The 24,432-nt window shown below is 64.3% G+C and carries 21 protein-coding genes; 9 read left to right on the top strand and 12 right to left on the bottom strand.

Annotation, left to right across the window (positions count from 1 at the left end):
• Nucleotides 1–195: 195 nt before the first annotated feature.
• The 10 genes from EOD29_RS21855 to puuE all read right to left on the bottom strand — a co-directional run bounded on the left by EOD29_RS21855 (nt 196) and on the right by puuE (nt 11,794).
• Nucleotides 196–1,035 carry an alkaline phosphatase family protein gene (locus EOD29_RS21855; protein WP_127247834.1) on the bottom strand — a complete coding sequence of 280 codons (840 nt, stop codon included), beginning with the start codon at nt 1,033–1,035 and terminating at the stop codon, nt 196–198.
• Between the two features lie 87 nt (nt 1,036–1,122).
• A complete protein-coding gene (locus EOD29_RS21850; protein ID WP_067324103.1) occupies nt 1,123–2,778 on the bottom strand; it encodes an ABC transporter ATP-binding protein in 1,656 nt (551 codons plus the stop codon).
• Nucleotides 2,778–3,605, bottom strand: a complete 828-nt coding sequence (locus EOD29_RS21845; protein WP_066995982.1) for an ABC transporter permease — start codon at nt 3,603–3,605, stop codon at nt 2,778–2,780. The genes EOD29_RS21850 and EOD29_RS21845 overlap by 1 nt, the downstream gene beginning before the upstream one ends.
• A gap of 11 nt (nt 3,606–3,616) precedes the next feature.
• Nucleotides 3,617–4,576 (bottom strand): ABC transporter permease, encoded by a 960-nt coding sequence (locus EOD29_RS21840; protein ID WP_067324105.1) that lies wholly within the window; start codon nt 4,574–4,576, stop codon nt 3,617–3,619.
• Between the two features lie 17 nt (nt 4,577–4,593).
• Complete coding sequence (locus tag EOD29_RS21835) at nt 4,594–6,180, bottom strand: ABC transporter substrate-binding protein (protein WP_067324106.1); 1,587 nt, start codon at nt 6,178–6,180, stop codon at nt 4,594–4,596.
• Between the two features lie 149 nt (nt 6,181–6,329).
• Nucleotides 6,330–8,315: a CocE/NonD family hydrolase gene (locus EOD29_RS21830; RefSeq protein WP_127247832.1), complete on the bottom strand. Its 1,986-nt coding sequence runs from the start codon at nt 8,313–8,315 to the stop codon at nt 6,330–6,332.
• An 83-nt stretch (nt 8,316–8,398) separates the two neighbouring features.
• A complete protein-coding gene (locus EOD29_RS21825; protein WP_127247830.1) occupies nt 8,399–8,992 on the bottom strand; it encodes a nucleoside deaminase in 594 nt (197 codons plus the stop codon).
• A gap of 18 nt (nt 8,993–9,010) precedes the next feature.
• A complete protein-coding gene (locus EOD29_RS21820; protein ID WP_127247829.1) occupies nt 9,011–9,502 on the bottom strand; it encodes an ureidoglycolate lyase in 492 nt (163 codons plus the stop codon).
• Complete coding sequence (locus EOD29_RS21815; protein ID WP_127247827.1) at nt 9,499–10,359, bottom strand: bifunctional allantoicase/(S)-ureidoglycine aminohydrolase; 861 nt, start codon at nt 10,357–10,359, stop codon at nt 9,499–9,501. Before EOD29_RS21815 ends, EOD29_RS21820 begins: the two co-directional genes overlap by 4 nt.
• 10 nt (nt 10,360–10,369) lie before the next feature.
• Complete coding sequence (gene puuE / locus EOD29_RS21810; RefSeq protein WP_127247825.1) at nt 10,370–11,794, bottom strand: allantoinase PuuE; 1,425 nt, start codon at nt 11,792–11,794, stop codon at nt 10,370–10,372.
• A 176-nt stretch (nt 11,795–11,970) separates the two neighbouring features.
• On the opposite strand from puuE, the gene uraH reads away from it, so the two are divergent.
• Genes uraH through xdhC form a run of 4 tightly spaced genes read left to right on the top strand, consistent with a single transcriptional unit; the run spans nt 11,971 to nt 17,240 of the window.
• The gene (gene uraH / locus EOD29_RS21805) at nt 11,971–12,345 is read left to right on the top strand and encodes a hydroxyisourate hydrolase (RefSeq protein WP_066995957.1); all 375 of its coding nucleotides are present in this window, start codon (nt 11,971–11,973) and stop codon (nt 12,343–12,345) included.
• A 3-nt stretch (nt 12,346–12,348) separates the two neighbouring features.
• On the top strand, nt 12,349–13,827 hold the full coding sequence (gene xdhA, locus EOD29_RS21800) for a xanthine dehydrogenase small subunit (protein WP_127247823.1): 1,479 nt from the start codon (nt 12,349–12,351) through the stop codon (nt 13,825–13,827).
• The gene (gene xdhB / locus EOD29_RS21795) at nt 13,827–16,190 is read left to right on the top strand and encodes a xanthine dehydrogenase molybdopterin binding subunit (RefSeq protein WP_127247821.1); all 2,364 of its coding nucleotides are present in this window, start codon (nt 13,827–13,829) and stop codon (nt 16,188–16,190) included. The genes xdhA and xdhB overlap by 1 nt, the downstream gene beginning before the upstream one ends.
• Nucleotides 16,191–16,247: 57 nt before the next feature.
• Nucleotides 16,248–17,240 carry a xanthine dehydrogenase accessory protein XdhC gene (xdhC, locus tag EOD29_RS21790; RefSeq protein WP_127247819.1) on the top strand — a complete coding sequence of 331 codons (993 nt, stop codon included), beginning with the start codon at nt 16,248–16,250 and terminating at the stop codon, nt 17,238–17,240.
• A 30-nt stretch (nt 17,241–17,270) separates the two neighbouring features.
• Here xdhC and dps read toward each other — a convergent pair whose 3' ends face one another.
• Nucleotides 17,271–17,759 carry a DNA starvation/stationary phase protection protein Dps gene (gene dps, locus EOD29_RS21785; RefSeq protein WP_066995949.1) on the bottom strand — a complete coding sequence of 163 codons (489 nt, stop codon included), beginning with the start codon at nt 17,757–17,759 and terminating at the stop codon, nt 17,271–17,273.
• Nucleotides 17,760–18,007: 248 nt separating this feature from the next.
• On the opposite strand from dps, the gene EOD29_RS21780 reads away from it, so the two are divergent.
• Nucleotides 18,008–18,844 carry a PhzF family phenazine biosynthesis protein gene (locus EOD29_RS21780; RefSeq protein ID WP_127247817.1) on the top strand — a complete coding sequence of 279 codons (837 nt, stop codon included), beginning with the start codon at nt 18,008–18,010 and terminating at the stop codon, nt 18,842–18,844.
• A gap of 37 nt (nt 18,845–18,881) precedes the next feature.
• Here EOD29_RS21780 and EOD29_RS21775 read toward each other — a convergent pair whose 3' ends face one another.
• Nucleotides 18,882–19,802: a LysR family transcriptional regulator gene (locus tag EOD29_RS21775; RefSeq protein WP_127247815.1), complete on the bottom strand. Its 921-nt coding sequence runs from the start codon at nt 19,800–19,802 to the stop codon at nt 18,882–18,884.
• 151 nt (nt 19,803–19,953) lie between these two features.
• Here EOD29_RS21775 and EOD29_RS21770 point away from each other — a divergent pair, with 151 nt between their 5' ends.
• The 4 genes from EOD29_RS21770 to EOD29_RS21755 all read left to right on the top strand — a co-directional run bounded on the left by EOD29_RS21770 (nt 19,954) and on the right by EOD29_RS21755 (nt 24,331).
• A complete protein-coding gene (locus EOD29_RS21770) occupies nt 19,954–21,180 on the top strand; it encodes a urate hydroxylase PuuD (protein WP_127247813.1) in 1,227 nt (408 codons plus the stop codon).
• Between the two features lie 2 nt (nt 21,181–21,182).
• Nucleotides 21,183–22,496 carry a guanine deaminase gene (gene guaD / locus EOD29_RS21765; protein ID WP_095824365.1) on the top strand — a complete coding sequence of 438 codons (1,314 nt, stop codon included), beginning with the start codon at nt 21,183–21,185 and terminating at the stop codon, nt 22,494–22,496.
• Nucleotides 22,497–22,571: 75 nt separating this feature from the next.
• The gene (locus EOD29_RS21760) at nt 22,572–23,075 is read left to right on the top strand and encodes a heme-degrading domain-containing protein (RefSeq protein WP_067324128.1); all 504 of its coding nucleotides are present in this window, start codon (nt 22,572–22,574) and stop codon (nt 23,073–23,075) included.
• On the top strand, nt 23,072–24,331 hold the full coding sequence (locus EOD29_RS21755; RefSeq protein WP_127247811.1) for a glycerate kinase: 1,260 nt from the start codon (nt 23,072–23,074) through the stop codon (nt 24,329–24,331). Before EOD29_RS21760 ends, EOD29_RS21755 begins: the two co-directional genes overlap by 4 nt.
• Nucleotides 24,332–24,432 lie beyond the last annotated feature (101 nt).

Here is a 24,432-nt window from a genome sequence, read left to right as displayed (position 1 = left end):
CGGAAGCTAACCGAAGAGCTGAGAGGTTGCCAGAGGTGGCGCCCCCTTCTCCCCTTGTGGGAGAAGGTGGATCGGCGCGGAGCGCCGAGACGGTTGAGGGGTGTTCCAGCGGAGTGAGGCGTTGGCGTTCACTGGAACACCCCTCATCCGTCGCCTTTGGCGACACCTTCTCCCACAAGGGGAGAAGGGGGAGAGCTAAATCAAAAACACCTTCCCCTTCATTGTCGCCGGCACCTCCACGCCGAGCCGGCTCAGCACCGTCGGCGCGAGCTGCAGCTGGTCGAGCAGCGCGTCGGCTTCTGGACCCTTCGCCGGCCCGAAATAGTAGAGGGCGAAATCCTGCATCTCGTCGTCATGCCCGCCGTGATGGCCGCGGTCGGTCTGGCCGTGATCGGCGGTGACGATGACTTCATAGCCGGCTTCGCGCCAACCGGGCAGGAAGGCGGCGAGCATACCGTCCATCGCGTAGCAGGCATGATCCATCTCGTGGCAGTTGTGGCCGAAGCGATGGCCCATCGAGTCCAGCGTGCAGCTGTGCAGGATGCCGTAGTCGATGCCGTGGCGGCGGGTAAGCATGGTCAATGTCGCGAAAAGGTCGACATCGCTCGGCGTCATCTGGTTCTTGAGATTGTAGCCGGTCATGGTGTGGAAGCGGCCATGCGTGATCGGCCCGCCAGGCTCGTCGAATTCCATGTCCTCGACGAGATCGAATGGATAGGAGCGGAAGAATTCCGACCAGTAGGAATGCGTCACCGCCCCGGTCCTGCCGCCGGCCTTGCTGACCTCCGAGAAGATATCGGGCTGCCTGACCCGGAACCGGTTCTCGTTGGAGAGGATGCCATGAACCTGCGGCGTGACCCCGGTATGGATCGAGGCGTAGCAGCAGGCCGATGTTGACGGCAGCACGGAGCGCATTCTCCACACTTGCGCCTCACCAGACTGTACCCAGCCTTCGAGATTGCCCATGAGCCGGCGCCAGTTCCGGTAGGGCACGCCGTCAAGGATGATGAGCAGCAATTTGGATTTAAGCGCCACGGGCAATTCCATGCGGTCTGGCGGGAGAGATCGGCGGGCTTGACCGGTCCGGCCAAGTCCGAGAAGTGCAGCGAAGAGCTAGCCAGCTTAGTTGCCGGCGCTTTCCATGCGCCGGCCGGCAATCGCCTTCTCCAGCCAGCCGATCTCCATTTCGGGGACGGAGGACAAGAGAAGGTCGGTATAGGCATCGAAGGGCGGCGCCAGCACCTTGCTCTTGGAGCCGTAGCGGACGACCTCGCCGCGATACATGACCGCGATCGAATCGGCGATCGACTTCACTGTCGCGAGGTCGTGGGTGATGAAGAGATAAGCCACTTTCTCGATCTGCTGCAGGTTGAGCAGCAGCTTGAGGATGCCGTGGGCGACCAGCGGATCGAGCGCCGAGGTCACCTCGTCGCAGATGATCAGCTTCGGCTTGGCGGCCAGCGAACGGGCGATGCAGACGCGCTGCTTCTGGCCGCCCGAAAGCTCGGCCGGATAGCGGTCGATGAAGCCCTTTCCCATCTCGATCTGGTCGAGCAGCTCGGCGACGCGCTTGTCGCGCTCGCGGCCTCTTATGCCGAAATAGAACTCGAGCGGCCGGCCGATGATCGTTCCCACGGTCTGGCGCGGGTTCATCGCGACATCGGCCATCTGGTAGATCATCTGCAACTGGCGCAGATCCTCCTTCGGCCGGTCGGCGAGCCTGTTGCCAAGCGTTCGGCCGTCGAAGAAGACGCTGCCCTGCTCGGGCGGCAGGAGGCCGGTGATGGCGCGCGCCAGCGTCGATTTGCCGGAACCGCTCTCGCCGACGACGGCCAGCGTCTGGCCCGGGTAGATGTCGACCGAGACGTTCTTCAGCACCTTGACGAGACCGCCGCCATAGGCGGCCGTCACGTTCTTCACCGAGAGCATCGGTGTGGTGCCGGGCTGCTGTTCGTTGTGCTCGATCTCATGCACCGAGACCAGCGCGTTGGTATATTCCTGGCGCGGCTCCTTGATGATCTGGCGAGTACCGCCCCATTCGACCAGCCGGCCATGGCGCAGCACCATGATCTCGTCCGCTACCTGCGCCACCACGGCGAGGTCGTGGGTGATGTATAAAGCCGCCACATGGGTATCGCGGATGGCGTCCTTGATCGCCGCCAGCACATCGATCTGCGTCGTCACGTCGAGCGCCGTGGTCGGCTCGTCGAAGACGATCAGGTCGGGCTCGGAGCAAAGCGCCATCGCCGTCATGACGCGCTGCAACTGGCCGCCGGAGACCTGGTGGGGGAAGCGCTCACCGATCGTTTCCGGATTGGGCAGGCTGAGCTTCTTGAACAGCGCGACGGCTCGCTTTTCGGCCTCGGCCCGGGTTGCCGTGCCGTGCAGAAGCGTCGCCTCCACCACCTGGTCCATCAGCCGGTGCGCCGGATTGAAGGCCGCCGCCGCCGACTGGGCGACATAGCACACTTCGCGGCCGCGCAGCTTGCGCAAGCCCTCCTTGCCGCCCTTCAGTATATCGCGGCCGTTGAGGATCACCTCGCCGCCGGTAATGCGCACGCCGCCCCGGCCATAGCCCATGGAGGACAGGCCGATCGTCGACTTGCCGGCGCCGGATTCGCCGATCAAGCCGAGCACCTTGCCCTTCTCCAGCGTCAGCGAGACATCATGGACAAGGGTGATGGTTTTCGGCGCCTCGCCGGGCGGGTAGACGGTCGCCTCGATGCGCAGATTGCGGATGTCGAGGAGTCGGCCGGAGTTTGCTTTGCTGTCAGCCATCACCCGCGCCCTCCCTTCAGGCTGGTCGTGCGGTTGAGCACCCAGTCGGCGACAAGGTTGACCGAGATCGCCAGCGCTGCGATCGCTGCGGCCGGGATGAGCGCCGCCGGGATGCCGAAGACGATGCCGTCCTTGTTCTCCTTCACCATGCCGCCCCAGTCGGCGTCCGGCGGCTGCACTCCGAGGCCGAGGAAGGAGAGCGTCGACAGGAAAAGCACCGCATAGATGAAGCGCAGGCCGAGTTCCGAGACCAGGGGCGACAGCGCGTTCGGCAGAATCTCGCGGAAAATGATCCAGCCGCTGCCTTCGCCGCGCAGTTTCGCGGCCTCGACATAGTCCATGACGTTGATGTCGACCGCCACCGCGCGCGACAAGCGGTAGACGCGGGTCGAATCGAGGATGCCCATCACCAGGATCAGCGTCACCAGGTTGGACGGCAGCACCGACAGGACGACCAGGCCCATGATCAGCGTCGGGATCGACATCAGCAGGTCGACGAGGCGCGACAGCATCGTGTCGAACCAGCCGCCGAACACCGCCGCCGAAAAGCCCAGAATGGCGCCGAGCGAAAAGGACAGCGCGGTGGCCAGCACGGCGATGAACAGCGTGATGCGGGCGCCATAGATCATGCGGGACAGGAGATCGCGGCCGAGATTGTCGGTGCCCAACAGGTGCACCGATGACATCGGTTCCCAAGGGACGTCGCTGACGATCTCGGCATTGCCGTGCGGGGCGATCCATGGCGCCAAGACCGCCGCCAGCACGAACAGCGTCGTCAGCACAATGCCGATCAGCGCCGCGACAGGAGTGCGTCTGATATCGAGCATACCGGCGCCCCCTACTTCGGATGCCTGAGCCGCGGATTGGCGACGATCGCCGCAATGTCCGCGATGATGTTGAGGGCGATATAGACGGCCGCAAAGATCAGGCCGACCGCCTGGACGACCGGAACGTCACGCTTGGTGACATGGTCGACGAGATATTGCCCCATGCCCGGATAGACGAAGATCACCTCGACCACGACGACGCCGACCACGAGATAGGCGAGGTTCAGCATGACGACATTGATGATCGGCGCGATCGCGTTCGGGAAGGCATGCTTGCGGATGACCGCGAAAGCCGAAAGCCCCTTGAGTTCCGCCGTCTCGACATAGGCCGATTGCATGACGTTGAGGATCGCCGCTCGCGTCATGCGCATCATGTGGGCCAGCACCACCAGCGTCAGCGCCGCCGCCGGCAGCGCGATCGCCTGCAACCGCTCGCCTAACGACATTCCGTCATAGACGGTCGAGATGGCTGGGAACCATTGATGCTCGACCGCGAAGTAGAAGACCAGCAGGTAGCCGATGAAGAATTCGGGGAACGAGGTCGAGGCGAGCGCCACGCCGGAGATCATCTTGTCGACCCAGCCATTGCGGTAGCGCACCGCGATCAGGCCAAGCGTGATCGCCAGCGGAATGGCCACGATTGCCGCCCAGAAGGCCAGGAACAAGGTGTTCCACAGCCGTTCCTTGATCGATGTCGCGATGTCCTGGCCGCTCGACATGGCAGTGCCGAGATCGCCGGTGAGCACGCCGCCCAGCCAGTGGAAGTAGCGGATATAGGCAGGCTGATTGAGCCCGAGCTGTTCGCGCAGATTGGCGAGCGACTCCGGCGTCGCCGATTGTCCGAGGATGGCTTGGGCGACGTCGCCGGGCAGGATCTGCGTGCCGGCGAAGATCAGGACCGAAACGGCCAGCAGAAGGAGGATGCCCAGCGCAACGCGCTGGGCCACCAGTTTCACGACGGGTGAGGACATCTCCGCAAGGCCGGACCTTAGGCTTCCATCCAGCACTTCGCCAAGGCGTAGCCGTTCATCAGCTCCTGATGCGGATCGTCCACCCAGCCACCGACCTTGGGACCAGTTGCGTCGATGAACTGGTTGAACATCGGCAGAATCAAGCCGCCCTCGTCACGCACCATCACAGCCATGTCATGGTACATCTGCTTGCGCTTGGCCTCGTCGAGCTCGGCGCGCGCCGCCAGCACCATCTTGTCGAAGTCCGGCCGCTTGAACCGCGTGTCGTTCCAGTCGGCGCTCGACAGGTAGGCGGTCGAGTACATTTGGTCCTGCGTCGAGCGGCCGCCCCAATAGGAAGCGCAGAAGGGCTGCTTGTTCCAGACTTCGTTCCAGTAGCCGTCGCCGGGCTCGCGCTTGATTTCCAGCTTGATGCCGGCCTTGGCCGCGCTCTGCTGATAGAGCTGCGCGGCATCGACCGCGCCGGGGAAGGCGACGTCCGACGTCCTGAGCAGCACGGCGCCGTCGTGACCCGACTTCTTGTAGTGGAACTTGGCCTTGTCGGGATCGTATTTGCGCTGCTCGATCTCTGTGAACAGCGGGTAGGAGGCGTTGATCGGGAAGTCGTTGCCAAGCGAGCCGTAGCCGCGCAGCACCTTGTTCAGCATCTCTTCGCGGTTGATCGCCAGCTTCAGCGCCATCCTGAGGTCGTTGTTGTCGAACGGCGCCGTGTTGCAATGCATGATGAACACGTAGTGGCCGGGACCGGAGTGGTTGCGGATGGTGACGCCCCGCACGCGCTTGATCAGGTCGACGATCTTCGGCTCGACGCGGTTGATCATGTTGACCTGACCGCCCTGCAGGGCCGCCGTGCGCGCCGTCGCGTCGTTGATGACGACGACTTCGACCTGGTCGGCATGGCCCATCTTGTCGCCCTGCCAGTAGTTGGCGAAGCGTTCGCCGACATGGCGCACGCCGGGCTCGTTGACCTTGACCTTGTAAGGGCCGGCGCTGATGCCGGCGTCGGGTTTGTCCTTGCCGCCATTCGGCTGGACGATCAGGTGATAGTCGCTGAGCAGATAGGGAAGGTCGGCGTTGGCTTCCTTGAGGGTCAGCACCACTTCCTTGCCGTTGACCTTGATGGTCTCGATGCCCTTCATGTAGCCGAGCGCGCCGGACTTCGACTTCTCGTCCGAATGGCGCTCCAGCGTGGCGGCCACGTCCTGGGCGGTCACCGTCTTGCCGTTGTGGAATTCGATGCCGTCGCGGATCTTGAGCGTCCAGACCTTGGCGTCGTCGGAAGAGCCGATTTCCTCGGCGATGCGGTTCTCGAGCTTGCCGTCGGGCGACAGCTCGACGATCATTTCGCCCCAGCACTTGCCGAAGGCGAAGGGCACCTGGGTCATCATCAGGGCCGGGTCGAGGCTGTTGGTGGATTCACCGCCCACTAGGCCGGCCTTCAGCGTGCCGCCCTTGACGGGGCCGGCAGCCCGGGCAGCGCTCGAAAGCAGCGAGTTGGCGAAGGGCGCGGTGACGCCGAGCGCGGCGGCGCGGCCAAGGAAGTCGCGGCGGCTGAGCTTTCCGGCAGCGACGCGCCGGCTGAGATAGTCGAGTTCGTTTGTCATTATGGGTTCCTCACTCTGATGGTACGACCATGTGGTCGGTTCTTGTTCTTGTGAGGGATAATGAGCGCAACGGAAAGCTGTAAGCAAGACCGAATGCGACATGCCGTGGCGTAAATGGCGCGTCGCATTTGGACCAATCTTGTCAGCTCTCACACGAGAGCGCGGGGAATCGTCTGTTTGAAATCGCGCTCGAACACCAGTTTTTCGCCCTCATAGGCCTCGATTCTGGCGCTGAGGATGAAGTCTTGCGCGTCCGAGCGCATCTCGGCGAAGGTCTCGGTCCGCACCGACCATTCATTTCGCGACAATGTCTGCGTCCAATGCGTGCTGCCCGTCGCCGACAGGGGATCGTCGGGTTGGATCGCCCATGTCTCCCTGACCATGCTGCCGTGGACCAGCCCGTGCTCCAGGTCGCGCACCTCGCCGAAATCGTCCGTTACGGCAAGCGTGACGACGCCGGTCTTTTCGTTGCGGTGGATATGCCGCTCGGAATTGGTCGGCCTGATCGTCTCGGTCGCCCAGGGCGTAGCCCCTTCCGGTTCGAGGAACGACACCTCGTCGGCCGTCGCCGGCGGGCGCAGCGGCAGCTTGAGCGTCGCGGCCGACAGTTCGAGCGTCGCCGGCTCCGGCGAAGGCCAGATCATCGGCCAGTAGGCGGTCGAGACGGCGACCCGCAGCCGGTGGCCGGCCGGCACCCGATAGGCGCACTGGTCGAGCACGACGCGTGCCGAGACCGTCTCGCCTGGCACCAGCGCTTCCGGGAACTCGTGCGAGTTGCGGTGGGTGAGGTTGAGCACGCCATAGGAGATCAGCTCCGAGGCGCCGTCCGGATGCACGTCGCAGAGACGCACCGCGAGGTTGGCCTGGCGGCGGTCCGAGGCAACCCGTACTTCGACTTCAGGCGCGCCGACGATGTCGATCGCCTCCTCGAGTTCGACCTGGTCGAAGCATACCGAAAGCGCGTCGTCGGAGCGCTGGTCGCCCGGCAGTTCCGGACCGAAGGTGAAGGGAAAATACTCGCCGCCGGCAAGCCCGCAACTTTGCGGCGAGGCGACGATTGCCGGCCCGACGCCCTCGGGAATGAGCCCGGTTGCCTTGATCTTGATGTTGGGCGAGGGCCATTGCTGTTCCGCAATCCAGCGGCCTGGCCGTTCGGGATGCCAGCGGGCCGGACGCACGCTATCCATCACATAGGCGCGGTAGTCCGGGTCGGCCTCGACGCCGGTCGCCGCGCCCTTCAGCCAGCGGTCCCACCAGCGCAGCGCCTCCTGCAGGAAACCGATGGCCGGATTGGGTGCCGCGTAATGCGGATATTTGTGGATCCAGGGGCCGACGATGCCCTTCACCGGCGCCTGGATGTTGGTGACGAGATTGGAGATCGTGTTGCGGTAGCCGTCATGCCAACCGCCGATCGACAGCACTGCCGCCTTAACGGCCGAAAAGTGCTCGCAGATCGAGCCGCGTTTCCAGTAGGCATCGCGATGCTGGTGGCTGAGCCATAGCGGCGCGAGAAAAGGCTGGTTCTCCAGACGGCTCAGCCACAGATCGCGCCAGCGGTTGCCGCCGGCGATTTCCGGATCCGGCGGCCGCGACGAGTAGGAGAGCATCGTCGAGGCCCAGCCGAAATTCTCGAGCAGCAGGCAGCCGCCCTTGTAGTGAATGTCGTCGGCATAGCGGTCGACGGTCGAGCACAGGCTGATCACCGCCTTCAGCGCCGGCGGCTGCTTTGCCGCGACCTGCAGGCAGTTGAAGCCGCCCCAGGATATGCCCATCATGCCGACATTGCCGTTGCACCAGGGCTGCGCGGCCGCCCAGGCGATGACGTCGCAGGCGTCCTGCAATTCCTGCTCGGAATATTCGTCGTCCATCAGCCCTTCGGAATCGCCGTTGCCGCGCATGTCGACGCGGATCGAGGCATAGCCGTGTCCGGCGAAATAAGGATGCGTCAGCTGATCGCGGAAGATGGTGCCGTCGCGCTTGCGGTAGGGCAAATGCTCGAGGACCGCCGGCACCGGGTTGTCGCCGGCATCCTCAGGCATCCATATGCGCGCCGACAGCCGGCAGCCATCCGGCATGACGATGCCCATGTCGGGAAATTCGACGACCTTGCGGGGGAATTCTGCGACGGTTTTCATGCAAGGCACATGATGGAACCGTCGCCGAGGCGTCGTGGGCCAGCCGGCGAAATCGGCTGGTCAATAAGCGTCAGTTCAAAGCGTCAGTTCAGCGGAATGTCGTTGTCGGCCTTGCTCGCCTGGTATGTGCCGGACAGCGCGTCATAGCGTGCGGAGATCTTGGCAATGCGCGCCTCCAGCCGCCTGCGTTCCGCCTCGGGCAAAGCGCGCACCAGCCGGCGTATGGAAAAGCTCTTCCAATAGGCGTTCTCGGCGTTGTAGCCGCCGGGATCGAGTGTGAAGACCTCCTTCAGGATCTTCAGGTCATGCGGGATGGCGAAGCTGTCGCGCGAGTCCTCGTGGCTGAAGAGGTAGTAGAAATTGTCGAAGCCGGTCCAGGTGATCGCCGACAGGCACAGCGAGCAGGGCTCGTGCGTGGCCAGGAACAGCGCATCCCTGGTGTCGACGCGCTGGGCCCTGGGCATTTCGTAAAATCGCTTCAGGCAGTGCATTTCGCCATGCCAGAGCGGATTTTCGATCTCGTTGTTGGTTTCGGCAATCACCAGCGAGCGGTCGTCTTTCCGCAGGATGGCGGCGCCGAAGAGTTTGTTGCCATGGGCAACGCCTTCAGCGGTCTTCGGCACGATATCGTGCTCGATAACGTCGAGCAGGCGGTCGATCAGCGAAATGTCTGTCATCGGGAAAACTGGCGGCTTTCAGGGAAGATGGATCTCGTAAGGGTGCGAGAAATGGCACTCTTCGAGGTTGGAGCCGTCGCCGCCGCGGTCGACGATGAGGAAGTCCTGTTCCTCGCCGATCGGCGTCAGCACGCCGTGCCAGAGGTTGCGCCGGTAGTTGATGCCCTGCCCGGGCGCGGTGATGAAGGCGTGCGGCTCGCCTGGGCCGTCCTGAGTGTCATGGCAGACGACAACCAGGAATGGCCGCGGCGACAACGGAATGAAGGCCTGGCTGCCGAGCGGATGGCGCTCGACCATGGTCAGTTTCAGAGGCATCTCGTAGGGGGTGCCGCGCACCATCGAGATCAGCACCTTGGCATTCGGCCCGGTGGCCTCGGCAGTGGCGAGATCGTGGTAGCGCATCGCCTTGCCGCCATTGATCGGGTAGCGGTTCTCGCCGCCCATATCGATCACGTCGCCAAACGGCGCGAAGTTTTCGCGTGTCAGCGGCTGGGCCACGATTTGGGTCACCGCGCGCGAGCCCCAAGGGCGCCGCCAAGCTTGGCGTGCCGGTTGACGTCCTTGTATAGCAGGTAGCGGAAATTCCCGGGACCGCCGGCGTAGCAGGCCTGCGGGCAAAAGGCGCGCAGCCACATGAAGTCGCCGGCCTCGACCTCGACCCAGTCCTGATTGAGGCGATAGACTGCCTTGCCTTCGAGCACATAGAGCCCATGCTCCATGACATGGGTCTCGGCGAAGGGGATGACCGCGCCGGGTTTGAGCGTGACGATGGTGACATGCATATCGTGGCGCATGTCGGCCGGGTCGACGAAGCGCGTCGTCGCCCAGTGGCCTCCCGTGCCGGGCATCGGGCTCGGCTCGACCTCCTTGTCGCTGCTGAAGAAGGCTTCCGGAACGTCGAGGCCGTCGACCGCCTCATAGGCCTTGCGGACCCAGTGGAAGCGGACCGCACCGCTGCTCTCATTGCGCACCGTCCAGCCGCTGCCCGGCGAGAGGAAGGCGAAGCCGCCTGGGCGAAGCACATGGTTCTTGCCGGCAAGCGAGACCGTAAGCTCGCCCTCGACCACGAACAGCACGCCCTCGGCTTCGGGGTCGAGCTCAGGCCGGTCGCTGCCGCCGCCGGGCAGGACCTCGACGATGTACTGCGAAAAGGTCTCGGCGAAACCCGAAAGCGGTCTTGCGATGATCCAGGCCCTCGTCTTGTCCCAGAACGGCAGCGGGCTGGTGACGATGTCCTGCATCACGCCCTTGGGGATCACCGCATAGGCTTCGGTGAAGACGGCGCGGCCGGTCAACAGCTCGTGCTGACCGGGATGGCCGCCATGCGGCGCGTAATAGGTTCGCTCGGCCATGTTCATCCTGTCCATGTGTTGAAGCCTATTTTGGAAGCATGTCTTTGAGCCGAAGCAGCGCGATGCGCTCGACTTGTTTGCACGCGGTGTCGAATTCATTGCTGCGGCTGTTGCCGATGCGCGCCTCGAACTCCGCCAGGATCTGGTCCTTGGTCTTGCCCTTGACCGCGATGATGAAGGGAAAGCCGAAGGTCGTGACATAGGCGGCGTTGAGCTTCGAAAACAGCTCGCGCTCCTTGTCGGTCAGCGCGTCGAGCCCGGCGGAGGCCTGTTCCTTGGCCGATTCCGCCGTCAGCCCCTTGGCCGCCGCCAGCTTGCCGGCGAGGTCGGGATGGGCGTTGAGCACGGAAAGCCGCTCGGCTTCGGTCGCCGCGCGGAAGACGCGGCAGAGCGCGTTGTGCAGGCCGCCGGCGCTGTCATGGGCCGGGCCGAGCTCCAGCTCGTAGGCCCGCTCGGCGATCCACGGCGAATGCTCGAACACCCCGCCGAAGGCATGCACGAATTCCTCGAATTCCATCCGGGACGGGCGCAGCGCCGGCGCCTGGTAGGGGTGCGTCTCGCGCCAGTGTTTGGCGATATCGATGCGCCGGGTCAGCCACACCTTGTCATGCGACTTCACATAGTCGATGAAGCGCTTCAGCGCCGCCACGCGGCCCGGACGGCCGACCAGCCGGCAATGCAGGCCGATGTTCATCATGCGCGGCCGCCCCGCCTTGCCCTCCGCATAGAGCGTGTCGAAACTGTCCTTCAGATAGGCGAAGAACTGGTCGCCCGAATTGAAGCCCTGCGGCGTGGCAAAGCGCATGTCGTTGGCGTCGAGCGTGTAGGGGATGATGAGCTGCGGCTTCTCCAGACCACCCCGGTCGAACCAGTAGGGCAATTCGTCGTCATATGTGTCGGAGACGTAATCGAAGCCGCCTTCCTCGGCGACGAGTCGCACCGTGTTGACCGAAGTGCGGCCGGTGTACCAGCCGGTCGGCCGCGCGCCGGTCACTTCGTAATGCAGACGGATCGTCTCTTCGAGGTCGCGTCGCTCGTCCTCCGCGCTATGGTCGCGGTAGTCGATCCATTTCAGCCCGTGCGAGGCGATCTCCCAGCCGGCCTCCTGCATCGCCGCGACCTGATCGGGGGAGCGTGCCAGCGCCGTGGCGACGCCGTAGCAGGTCACCGGCACCTCAGCTTGCGTGAACAGCCGGTAGAGCCGCCAGAAGCCGGCGCGGGCGCCGTATTCATAGATCGATTCCATGTTCCAGTGGCGCTGGCCGAGCCAGGGGGCGGCGCCGACGATCTCGGATAGGAAGGCTTCGGAAGCCTTGTCGCCGTGCAGCACGCAGTTCTCGCCGCCTTCTTCGTAATTGACGACGAACTGCACCGCGACATAGGCGCCGCCGGGCCATTTCGGGTCTGGCGGATTGGCTCCGTAACCGCGCATGTCCCGTTCGTAACGCATGATCGCTCCTGCCCGACTGTTGAGATGAAGATATCGAAAGGAGTGCTCGTGCATTCCCCCGAAAATTTTTGAAAGTGCTTTTTGCCGCACTCCGCTCGACCGGGGCTTATGCATCGCGTTTAATTGGCGCACAATTGACCTGAAAACGTTCGACTACTTGGGATGGGAGGCGGCCAGTGGCAGAAACGTCGAAAGCCGATGGCGGGCGTCTGACGACCCATGTCCTCGATACCGCGACCGGCAGGCCGGCAAAGGGCCTTTCGATCGGGCTTTTCCGCCTCGAAGGCCAGGCCCGCACGCATTTGAAGACCGTCACCACCAATGATGACGGCCGCTGCGACGCGCCGTTGCTTGCCGGCGCCGACTTCCGCACCGGCGAGTACGAGCTGGTCTTCGCTGCCGGCGATTATCTGCGCGGGCAGGGCGCCAGCCTGCCGGAGCCGGCTTTCCTCGACACCGTGCCGATCCGCTTCGGCATGGCGGAGGAGCGGCATTATCATGTGCCGCTCTTGATCTCGCCCTACGGCTACTCGACCTATCGCGGGAGCTGAGACATGGCCGACAAGGCCCGTAAACAGATACGCTTCATCCTGAACGGCGACGATGTCGCGCTGAACGACATCGCCCCCGACGCGACCCTGCTCGACTGGCTGCGGTTGAACCGCTCGCTGCGCGGCACCAAGGAAGGCTGCGCCGAGGGCGATTGCGGCGCCTGCACGGTGCTGGTCGGCAAGCTGTCGGTCGAGGGCCTGGTCTATGAAAGCGTCAATGCTTGCATCCGCTTCATGGGCTCGCTCGACGGCACGCATGTCGTCACCGTTGAGCACCTGCGCGGCAATGGCGAACAGCTTCACCCCGTGCAGCAGGCGATGGTCGATTTCCATGGCTCGCAATGCGGCTTCTGCACGCCCGGTTTCGTCATGTCACTCTATGCGCTCTGGATGAAGACGCCCAATCCGTCCGACGCGGCGATCGAAAAGGCGCTGCAGGGCAATCTCTGCCGCTGTACCGGCTACGAGGCGATCATGCGCGCGGCGCGCGCCATATCAAGCTACGGCAAGGCGGCGAAGGACCCGCTGGCAGTGGAGCGCAAGGATATCACCGCACGGCTGGGAGCGCTGCGCGACGGCGCCAGGGTCGAGGTCGGTTCGGGTAGGCAGCGGCTGATCGTGCCGGCTGACGTCGACGATTTCGCCATGGTGCTCGAGAAGGAGCCTGGCGCCACCATCGTTGCCGGCTCGACCGATGTCGGGCTGTGGGTCACCAAGCATATGCGCGACATCTCGCCGGCTATCTTCATCGGCGGCCTCGACGGCTTGCGCATGATCTCGGAGACCGATGGCGTGATTACGATCGGCGCCGGCGTGACTTACAGCGAAGCCTTCGCAACGCTTTCCCGGCGTATCCCGGCCTTGGGACCGCTGGTCGACCGCATCGGCGGCGAGCAGGTGCGCAACATGGGCACCATCGGCGGCAACATCGCCAACGGCTCTCCGATCGGCGACACGCCGCCGCCGCTGATCGCGCTCGGCGCGCGGCTCACGCTCCGCAAGGGCAATGCCCGACGCACGATCCCGCTCGAAACCTTCTTCATTGCCTATGGCAAGCAGGATCGGCAGCCCGGCGAATTCGTCGAGGCCGTCCATGTGCCCGTGCCGGCAGAGGGCACGAAATTTGCCGTCTACAAGGTCACCAAGCGCCGCGACGAGGACATTACCGCTACCCTCGGCGCCTTCTATCTGACCGAGGCCAAGGACGGCACCGTGGCGGATATCCGTATCGCCTATGGCGGTATGGCGCCGACGCCGAAGCGAGCGACCGCGGTTGAAACCGCCCTTATCGGCAAAGTCTGGAGCGAAGCAAGTGTCGAGTCCGCGATGGCCGAATATGCCATAGACTTCACGCCAATTACCGATATGCGTGCAACCGCCGAGTATCGGGCGCTGGCGGCGAGAAATCTTTTGCTGCGCTTTTATGTCGAAACCACCGGCACCAGGGCGCCGTTCCAAGTGACCCGCAACGAGGCGGCCTGATGAACAAGCACGCCACTCCCAACCTCAAGGCCGAAAAAATCGTCGGCGGCGTCGCCACCGAGCAGCGGCACGATTCCGCGCACAAGCATGTCAGCGGCGCCGCCGTCTATATCGACGACATGCCTGAGCCTGCCGGCACGATTCATGTCGGCCTTGGCCTCGCCAAGGTCGCGCACGGCATGCTGAAGAGCATCGATCTGTCGGCGGTGCGCGCAGCGCCAGGCGTCCTCGATGTGCTGACCTGTGCCGACGTGCCCGGCGAGAACGACGTCTCGCCGAGCAACATGCATGACGATCCGGTGCTCGCCGAGCACAAGGTGCTATTCTACGGCCAGCCGATCTTCGCCGTGGTAGCTGAGACACGCGAGGCGGCGCGCCGCGCGGCACGCCTGGCTAGGATCGAATATGACGAGCTTCCGGCTGTGATCGACATCTGGGACCTCGACCCGGTCAAGGACAAGCAGGTCACCACGCCGCTGATCCTGAAGCGCGGCGATGCGGCCGCGGCGATTGCGGCGGCACCCCGCCGAATCAAGAACCGCATGTGGCTTGGCGGCCAGGACCATTTCTACCTCGAGGGCCAGGTCTCGCTGGCGATCCCCGGTGAGGACGACGAGGTGATCGTCTATTGCTCGACGCAGGGGCCGAGCGAGACGCAGCATCTGGTTGCGCATGCGCTCGGCGTGCCGAGCCATGCGGTGACGGTGGAAGTGCGCCGCATGGGCGGCGGCTTCGGCGGCAAGGAGACGCAGGCCAACCAATGCGCGGCCATAGCCGCCATCGCGGCCAAGAAGCTGGGGCGCGCGGTGAAGATCAGGCTCGACCGCGACGAGGACATGACCGCCACAGGCAAGCGGCATGATTTTGCCATCGACTACGAGGTCGGCTTCGACGACGAGGGCAACATCCTCGGCGTCGATTTCACCTATGCCCTGCGCTGCGGCTTCTCCGCCGACCTGTCCGGTCCGGTCGGCGACCGGGCGCTCTTCCATTGCGACAACGCTTACTTCTATCCGGCGGTGCACGCGAAATCGGCGCCGCTTTTCACCAACACGGTCTCGAACACCGCTTTCCGCGGCTTTGGCGGCCCGCAAGGCATGGTCGGCGCGGAGCGCGTCATCGACGAAGTGGCCTTCGCGGTCGGCAAGGATCCGCTCGAAATCCGCAAGCTCAATTTTTATGACCCGATGGATGCGATCGGCGAACGCTGCCTCACGCCCTATCACCAGAAGGTCGAGGACAACATCATCCACCGCATCGTCGCTGAGCTGGAGGAAAGCGCCAATTACGCGCGGCGGCGGCGCGAGATCAGCGCCTTCAACAACAACAGCCGCTTCATCAAGCGCGGCCTGGCGCTGACTCCGGTCAAGTTCGGCATTTCCTTCACAAAGACCGAGGCCAACCAGGCCGGCGCCCTGGTGCATGTCTATGCAGACGGCTCGGTGCATATGAACCATGGCGGCACCGAAATGGGCCAGGGCCTTCATCTCAAGGTGGCGCAGGTCGTCGCCGAGGAATTCCAGATCGATCTCGACCGGGTCAAGATCACCGCCACCACCACAGCCAAGGTGCCGAACACCTCGCCGACGGCGGCATCTTCCGGCGCCGACCTCAACGGCATGGCGGCGCAGGATGCCGCTCGGCAGATCCGCAAGCGGCTGACGGATTTCGCGGCCGAAAAATACCAGGTGCCGCTCGACCAGGTCGTGTTCTTGCCCAACCGGGTGCGCATCGGCAACCAGGAAATCGCCTTCAACGATCTGGTCAAGCAAGCCTACATGAACCGCGTCCAGCTCTCGGCGGCTGGCTTCTACAAAACGCCGAAGATCCATTGGGACCGCAGCAAGGGCCGCGGCCATGCCTTCTACTACTACGCCTATGGCGCGGCCTGCTCGGAAGTCTCGGTCGATACGCTGACGGGCGAATATGTCGTCGAGCGCACCGACATCCTGCACGATGCCGGCCGCTCGCTGAACAGCGCGATCGACCTCGGCCAGGTCGAGGGCGGCTTCATCCAGGGCATGGGCTGGCTGACGACGGAAGAGCTTTGGTGGGACAACGGCGGCCGGCTGCGCACGCATGCGCCGTCGACCTACAAGATCCCGCTCGCTTCCGACCGGCCAAAAATCTTCAACGTCAAGCTGACCGACTGGTCGTCGGCCTACGAGCCGACCATCCATCGCTCCAAGGCGGTCGGCGAGCCGCCACTGCCACACGGCATGTCGGTGCTGCATGCACTCTCCGACGCGGTGGCGAGTGTCGCCGATCACAGGATCTGCCCGCGCCTCGATGCCCCGGCGACGCCGGAACGGGTGCTGATGGCGATCGAAAGGCTGAAGCGGGAAGCCGCAAAGCCGGCCTGAACCGGCCAAAACGTGCAATTCGAGGTGCGAAACGCTATATGGGTGGAAATGCAGACGATGAACTCGAAAGTGCAAAGCCTGAAGGCGTTTCTCGGCCAGGCCGGCCGGGCCGCGCTCGTCGAGGTCGCGGCCACCAAGGGCTCGACCCCGCGCGAAGCCGGCGCCTTCATGCTCGTCTCACCATCGGCGATTTTCGGCACCATCGGCGGCGGCCAGCTTGAATTCATGGCGATCGACAAGGCGCGGCAGATGCTTTTCTCCTCCCTTGAGGGCGAGATGGCCGCGAAGCGGCCAGAGGGGGTGCTCTCAGAAGGCAAGCGAGCGCCGAGCACTGCCCCGGTGACCCAACCTGGCGGCTCCGCCGCCACCCTGCCCTGGAGGGGGAGGGAAGCCCGCATCGAGGTCGACGAAACCTGCGCGACCCTGGATGTTCCACTGGGTCCTGAAATCGGCCAATGCTGCGGCGGCCGCGTCGAGGTGCTGATCCGCTTGGTTGACGCTAGGATCGAACAGGAACTGATCGCCAAAGCCGAGGCCGAGGAGGCGCATCTGCCGCATGTCTATGTCTTTGGCGGCGGCCATGTCGGCCAGGCGCTGGCCGCGTCGTTGGCGCTGCTGCCCATTCATGTGGAGGTCGTCGAGACGCGGGCCGATGCGCTGGAAGGCATGCCGGAAACGGTTGAGACGCGGCTGACGCCGATGCCCGAAGCGGTGGTGCGCGAAGCCCGTGCGGGATCGGCCTTCGCCATCCTCACCCATGACCATGCGCTGGATTTCCTGATCGTCGCCGAGGCGCTGAAGCGCGACGACGCCGCCTATGTCGGCATGATCGGCTCGAAGACCAAGAAGGCGACGTTCAAGAACTGGTTCCTGAAGTCCGACGAGGGCAGCGAGGCCCAGTTCAACCGTCTCGTCTCGCCGATCGGCGGCAATGCCGTGAAGGACAAGCGCCCGCCGGTGATCGCCGCGCTCGCCGCCGCCGAAATCATGACGGCGCTGGTGTCGCATGCGGTCCAGGCCTCGGCCGCGCCCAAGGCGATGGCCGGCTGATTCAGCCGGCCATGGGAGGAGCCTAGCCGGCTATTCCTTTTCCTGCGTATGCGCTTCGAGGAACCACAGCAATTTGTCGAGCGAACGCGAGTAGGCGGTAAAAATGTCGGCGGTGTCGGCATCGCCGGCGTCGTCCGCCTCGTCGATCGCCTCACGCGCCAGCCTGGCAGCGGTGGCATAGCGGTCGATCAGCGCCGCCAGATGATCCTTGGTCTTGTGGATGTCGGTCGGATAGGGCTGGAGCTTCGTTGCCCTCGACACGTCCTGCGAGGTGCCGTGCGCGGTGCCGCCGAGCTGCACGGCGCGTTCTGCGATGATGTCGACATGACCGTCGATCTCCTCGCGGAATTCGTCGAGCATCTCATGGATGGCGATGAACTGCGGTCCCTTGACGTTCCAGTGCGCCTGCTTGGTGACCAGCGCCAGGTCGATGGCATCGGCAAGCCTGGCATTGAGAAGATCGATCGATTCCTTCTTGGCGTCGGATTTGAGGTCGTTCTTGGTGACAATGGCGTCCATGGTCGGCTCCTGTGGCGCTGGGTCGCTGCGAAAGCTGGGGACTGGTCTCGAAGGGCGGCCGTGCAGCCGCCAATCGCCAGAACGGCGACGGAGCGGGTTTCGTTCCGCATCGGCTGGAGGGGCGCACAGCTGGCGAAGGTATGACTGATGCTCACAGCTGCTCGTCGCTTTCTTCGTTTCCCAAACCGGATTGAACCGTGTTTTCTGCACGCCTGACGAACACGAATGACGAACACGGGACGAGCGACATGGATGTTTTGCGCATAGCGGCGTTTTCGGACGGCAACAGCGGCGGCAACCCGGCCGGCGTGGTGATTGGCGAGGTTCTGCCCGACGCCGCAGACATGCAGCGTGTCGCTGCAGAGGTCGGCTTTTCCGAGACCGCCTTTGCCGCACGTGAAGGGGAAGGCTGGCGTGTCCGCTACTTTTCGCCCGAATCGGAAGTGCCGTTCTGCGGCCACGCCACCATCGCGCTGGGCGCGGCGCTGGTCAGAAGGTTCGGCGGCGGAATTTTCAAGCTGCTCCTGAACCAGGCCGCCATCACCGTCGAAGGGTTTCGCGACGGCGCCAACTTTGCCGCCGCCCTGCAGTCGCCGCCGACGCGCAGCCGGGCGGCCCCGTCGGAGCTGGCCGGCGAGACACTTGATCTGTTCGGTTACGAGCCGGGCGATCTCGATCCCGCCATTCCGCCCGCGCTGATTCATGGCGGCGCCGACCATCTGGTGCTGGCCTTGAAGTCGCGCAAGGCGCTCGCCGCCATGGCCTATGACCTGAAACAGGGCCGGGCCCTGATGCGGCGCGAGGGACTGGTGACGATCCTGCTCGCCTATGCCGAAACGCCGCGTCTCTTCCACACGCGCAATCCCTTCGCTTCAGGCGGCGTCTATGAGGATCCGGCGACCGGCGCTGCCACCGCCGCCTTTGCCGGCTATCTGCGCGACATTGGCTGGCCGCATGGCGGCGCGATCGACATCGTTCAGGGCGAAGATATGGGCATGCGCTCGCGGCTGCATGCCGATATTCCGCCCACGCCCGGCACCTCGATCCGGGTATCCGGCACGGCCCGCCTGATGGACGAAGACTGAGTGTGGTCACCCGCGCGAAGGCGCGTGCCCGCCAACCCTACCTGCCGGCAAGAATGTCCTTGATCAGCCGCTGGCAGCGATCGGCCATGAAGTCGAGCAGCAGGCGGACCTTCGGATCCTGCAGCTTCTTGTGCGGATAGACGGCAGCGAACTGCACCGGCGTCGGCGGCGTCTTTGCCAGGATCACTCTCAGCCGCTGGTCGCGGATGAACGGCTCGACCTCGAAGCGCGGCTTGTTGATGATGCCGCGCCCCGACAGCGCCCAGCCTGTCAGCACATCGCCATCGTCCGTATCGTAGGGTCCATGCACCTCGAATTTCTGCGGACCGTTCGGCGTCTGCAGCGTCCAGACATATTCGCGCGTGCCGGAATAGCGCAGCATCAGGCAATCATGTTTCTTGCCGATCAGTTCCTGCGGCTCGACCGGCTCGCCGCGCGCGTCGAGGTATTTCGGCGCCGCCACCAGCACGCGCTCGCATTCCATGATGCCGCGCATCCGAAGGCTGGAATCCTCGATGATGCCGAGCCGGAAGGCGACGTCGATGCCTTCCTTCATGATGTCGACATTGTGGTCGGAGAGTCTCAGCCGCACCTCGATATCGGGGTATTTGTCGTGGAAATCCGGAATGCCCGAGGCGATCAGCCGCCGGCCGAGGCCGAGCGGCGCCGTCACCTTGATCGTGCCGCGCGGCTGGCCGGAAAGTGCTGCGACCGCGGCCTCCGCCTCGGTGATCGCGTCCAGCACCTGCTTGGCGCCGGTGTAGAACACCGTGCCGTGCTCGGTCGGCATCAGCTGCCTCGTGGTGCGGTTGAACAGCCGCACGCCGAGGTGCTTCTCCAACTCCTTGATGCGATTGGAGGCGACCGCCGGCGAGATGCGCATGTCGCGCCCGGCCGCCGACAGATTGCCGAGCTCGACGACGCGGACGAAGACGGCGATATTGTCGAGATAGGCCATGCGACGGTCGTGGCTCTCAAATGGCTGCGTGGGACGACCCTAGTATTTTCCATTTTTTTTTGAAAGTCATCGCGCGCCCCGCCTCTTTTCGTTTGCGCTCCAGACCGTAAAGTCGCCTGATCGGCAGGGACGATTTCCCAGGGGCGACTCGATGATGGATTTTGCGATTTTCTGGGACTGGCTGAGCTTCGCCGTCCGCTGGCTGCATGTCATCACCGGCATCGCCTGGATCGGCTCGTCCTTCTATTTCGTCGCCCTCGATCTCGGGCTGCGCCAGCGTCCCGGCCTGCCCGCCGGCGCCTTCGGCGAGGAGTGGCAGGTGCATGGCGGCGGCTTCTACCACATCCAGAAATATCTCGTGGCGCCGGCCGAAATGCCGGAGCACCTGACCTGGTTCAAATGGGAATCCTACGCCACCTGGCTGTCGGGCTTCGCCATGCTTTGCGTGGTCTACTATGCCGGCGCCGACCTCTTCCTGATCGACCCCAACGTGCTCAACATCTCGGTGCCCGTCGGCATCCTCTTGTCGCTCGCCACGATCGGCGTCGGCTGGATCGTCTACGACCTGCTCTGCCGCTCGCCGCTCGGCAAAAGCGATACCGGCCTGATGCTGGTGCTCTACTGCGTGCTGGTCTTCATCGCCTGGGGGCTGACCCACGTCTTCACCGGCCGCGCCGCCTTCCTGCATCTCGGCGCCATCACCGCCACGATCATGTCGGCCAATGTCTTCATGGTCATCATCCCCAACCAGAAGATCGTCGTCGCCGACCTGATCGCCGGCCGCAAGCCGGACCCGAAATACGGCAAGATTGCCAAGCAGCGCTCGCTGCACAACAACTACCTGACCTTGCCGGTGCTGTTTCTGATGCTGTCGAACCACTACCCGCTGGCCTTCGGCACGCAGTTCAACTGGGTCATCGCCTCGCTGGTCTTCATCATCGGCGTGCTGATCCGGCACTATTTCAACACCGTGCACGCGAGGAAGGGCAACCCGACCTGGACCTGGCTGGGTGCCGCCGTGCTGTTCATGATCGTCATCTGGCTGTCGACCGTGCCCAAGGTGCTGACAGCGGAGCCCAAGACCTCCGCCGCATCCGCCGCTGCCCAGGTCTACATCGCCTCGGCGCATTTTCCGGCCGTGCGCGACACCGTGCTCGGCCGTTGCTCGATGTGCCATACCGAAGAGCCGGCCTATGAAGGAATCTACCATGCGCCGAAGGGCGTGTTGCTCGACACCGACGCGCGCATCGCCGAGCATGCCCGGGAGATCTACCTCCAGGCCGGCCGCGCGCATGCCATGCCGCCCGCCAACGTCACTCAGATAACCGACCAGGAACGGGCCCTTTTGGTGGCCTGGTTCGAAGGCGCCGGAAAGTAAGCATGACCTCGAAACTCCTGCGCGGCCGCACGCTCTCCTTCCTGCGCTGGCCCGAAGCAATCGACGACCATTCCGCCTGGCGCTACGAGGAGGATGGCGGGCTGCTGATCGACGACGGCAAGATCATTGCCGCCGGTCCGTATGCCGAGATCGCCAAGCGCGCCGGCGCCGGCGTCGAGACGATCGATCATCGCCCGCATCTCATCCTGCCGGGCTTCATTGATGCGCATGTGCATGTTCCGCAGATGCAGATCATCGCGTCCTACGGCGCCGAGCTGCTCGACTGGCTGAACAAATACACCTTTCCGGAGGAGTCGAAATTCGCGAACGCGCAGCATGGCCGCCGCATCGCCAGGCTCTTCCTCGACGAGATGCTGCGCCAGGGCACGACGACGGTCGTCGCCTATTGCTCGGTGCACAAATCGTCGGCCGAAGCCTTCTTCGCCGAATCGCACGACCGCAATATGCTCAACATCGCCGGCAAGGTGATGATGGACCGCAATGCGCCGGAGGGCGTGCTGGACACGCCCCAGACCGGCTATGACGACAGCAAGGCGCTGATTGCCGAATGGCACGGCAAGGGCCGCCAGCTCTATGCCATCACCCCGCGCTTCGCCATCACCTCCTCGCCCGAGCAGATGGAGATGGCCGGCGCGCTCTGCCGTGAGCATCCCGATCTCCACATGCAGACGCATCTGTCGGAAAACCACGCCGAGATCGCCTTCACCCAGGAGCTTTACCCCTGGTCGCGCGACTACACCGACGTCTATGAGCATTACGGCCTGCTGGGCAAAAAGAGCCTTTTCGGCCACTGCATTCATCTTTCCGAGCGCGAAGCCGATGCGCTGTCGCAATCGGGTTCGGTTGCGGTGTTCTGCCCGACCTCCAACCTCTTCCTTGGCTCCGGCCTGTTCGACTACCAGCGCTACCGCCGCCGCGAAAAGCCGCTCAGCATCGCTGCCGCCAGCGATGTCGGCGGCGGCACCAACTATTCGATGCTGCGGACCATGGACGAGGGCTACAAAGTCATCGCGCTGAATGGCGAGAAGCTGAACCCCTTCCAGTCCTTCTGGCAGCTGACGCGCGGCAATGCCGAGGCGCTGTCTGTCGCCGAAAAAGTCGGCACGCTGGAAGAAGGCACGGATGCCGACATCGTCGTGCTCGATGCCAACGCCACGCCGGCGATGCGGCTGAGGATGGAGACGGTGGAGACCCTGGCGGAGGAGCTCTTCCTGCTGCAGACGCTGGGCGACGACCGCGCCGTGAGCGAGGTCTATGTGGCGGGCCGGCCGGCCAAGAGCGCGATTGTCGCATAGATTAAACGTGCTCGTCGCTTGACCCCGCGTCAGCCATCGGCCAAAGCGTGCGTCGACATTGACAGGGGAAACGCCATGGCTGCCGCCGACGACATCGCTCTGATCAAGAAACAGGAAGCCACGCTGGTCTTTCCGGCCTTCGACGAGGCCGTGGCCTTCCAGATAGGCGCGGCGATCAGGGAGCGGGCGCTCAACGAAAACTTGCCGATCATCGTCGATATCAGGACCTTCGACCGTCCGCTATTCTACGCCGCTATGCCGGGCTCCAACGCCTCCAACCCCGACTGGGCGCGGCGCAAGATCAATGTCGTCAAGCGCTATCTCAGAAGCACCTATCGCATGGTGCTGGAGCAGCAGCGACCCGACCGCACCTTCAAGGTCGGCGAAGCGCTCGACATTGCCGACTATGTGCTGGCCGGCGGCGGCTTTCCCGTCGCGGTGAAGGGCGCAGGCGTGATCGGCGTCATCGCCGTCTCCGGTCTGCCCGAACGAGAAGACCACGGTGTCGTTGTGGATGCGCTCTGCGCCCATCTCGGAGTCGATGCGAGCAAGCTCAAGTTGCCGCCGGAAGAGCAATGACCGATCCAAAAACTTTCCTTACGTCGATCTTCAACGCCGCCGTCGCCGCCGCCGATCCGGAAAAGACGATCCGCAATCATTTGCCGGCAAAACCGAAGGGCCGCACCATCGTTATCGGCGCCGGCAAGGGCTCGGCGCAGATGGCGGCGGCCTTCGAGAAGGTCTGGGATGGTCCGATCGATGGGCTGGTCGTGACCCGCTACGGCTATGGCGCCAGATGCGAGCGCATCGAGATCATCGAGGCGGCGCACCCGGTGCCGGACGCCGCCGGCCTCGAAGCCTCGCGTCGGCTGTTGAAGAAGGTGCGGGGACTGAGCGCGGACGATCTGGTCGTGGCGCTGATTTCGGGCGGCGGCTCGGCGCTGCTGCCGTCGCCCGCTCCCGGCCTGACTCTTGCCGACGAGATCGCCGTCAACGAGGCGCTGCTCGCTTCCGGCGCGCCGATCGCGGCGATGAACACCATCCGCAAGCACGTCTCGACCATAAAGGGCGGACGGCTGGCCGGCGCCGCACATCCGGCCCGGGTCGTATCGCTGGTCGTCTCCGACATTCCCGGCGACAATCCGGCGCTGGTGGCCTCGGGGCCGACCGTCCCCGACACCGGCAGCCGCGCGGATGCGCTGGCGTCGATCGCCGCCTACGGCATGTGCCTGCCGGATGCGGTCATGGCGCATATTCAGTCTCCCGCAGCCGATGCGCCACACTCAGACGATCCGCGCTTTGCCGGCAATGAAGTGCATCTCATCGCTTCGGCCGGCGTCTCGCTGGAAGCCGCGGCCGCCGAAGCGAAGCGGCAAGGCCTCGAGGCCGTCATCCTGTCGGATTCGATCGAGGGCGAGGCGCGCGAGGTCGGCGGCGTGCATGCCGCGATTGCCCGCGAGGTGGCGACCCGCAACCGGCCTTTCGAGAAGCCGATGCTGATCCTGTCCGGCGGTGAGACGACGGTGACGCTGCGGGCGAAAGGCAAGGGCGGCCGCAATTCCGAATTCCTGCTTGCCTTCGCCATCGGCATCGATGGGCTCAGCGGCATTCATGCTTTGGCCGCGGACACCGACGGCATCGACGGCTCCGAGGACAATGCCGGCGCCTTCGCCGACGGCGCGACCGTGGCGCGCATGCGTGCCGCAGGCGTCGATGCCAAGGCCATGCTTGCCGGCAACAATGCCTGGAGCGCCTTCAACGCGGTCGGCGATCTGTTCGTGCCCGGTCCGACCGGGACCAACGTCAATGATCTAAGGGCGATACTCGTCCGGTAGCGCAATAAACGCTGAAGTCGTCATTCCACGGCGAAGCAGGAGCGAAGCTCCGTCGCGGAGACCCTGGAATCCATTCCGTGACCTCGGGCATGGAATGCAGC

The sequence above is a fragment of the Mesorhizobium sp. M1A.T.Ca.IN.004.03.1.1 genome (assembly GCF_003997555.1).
Classification (GTDB): domain Bacteria; phylum Pseudomonadota; class Alphaproteobacteria; order Rhizobiales; family Rhizobiaceae; genus Mesorhizobium.
The sequence above is the reverse complement of the archived record's forward strand: the minus strand, read 5'-3'. Positions and strand labels throughout refer to the sequence as shown.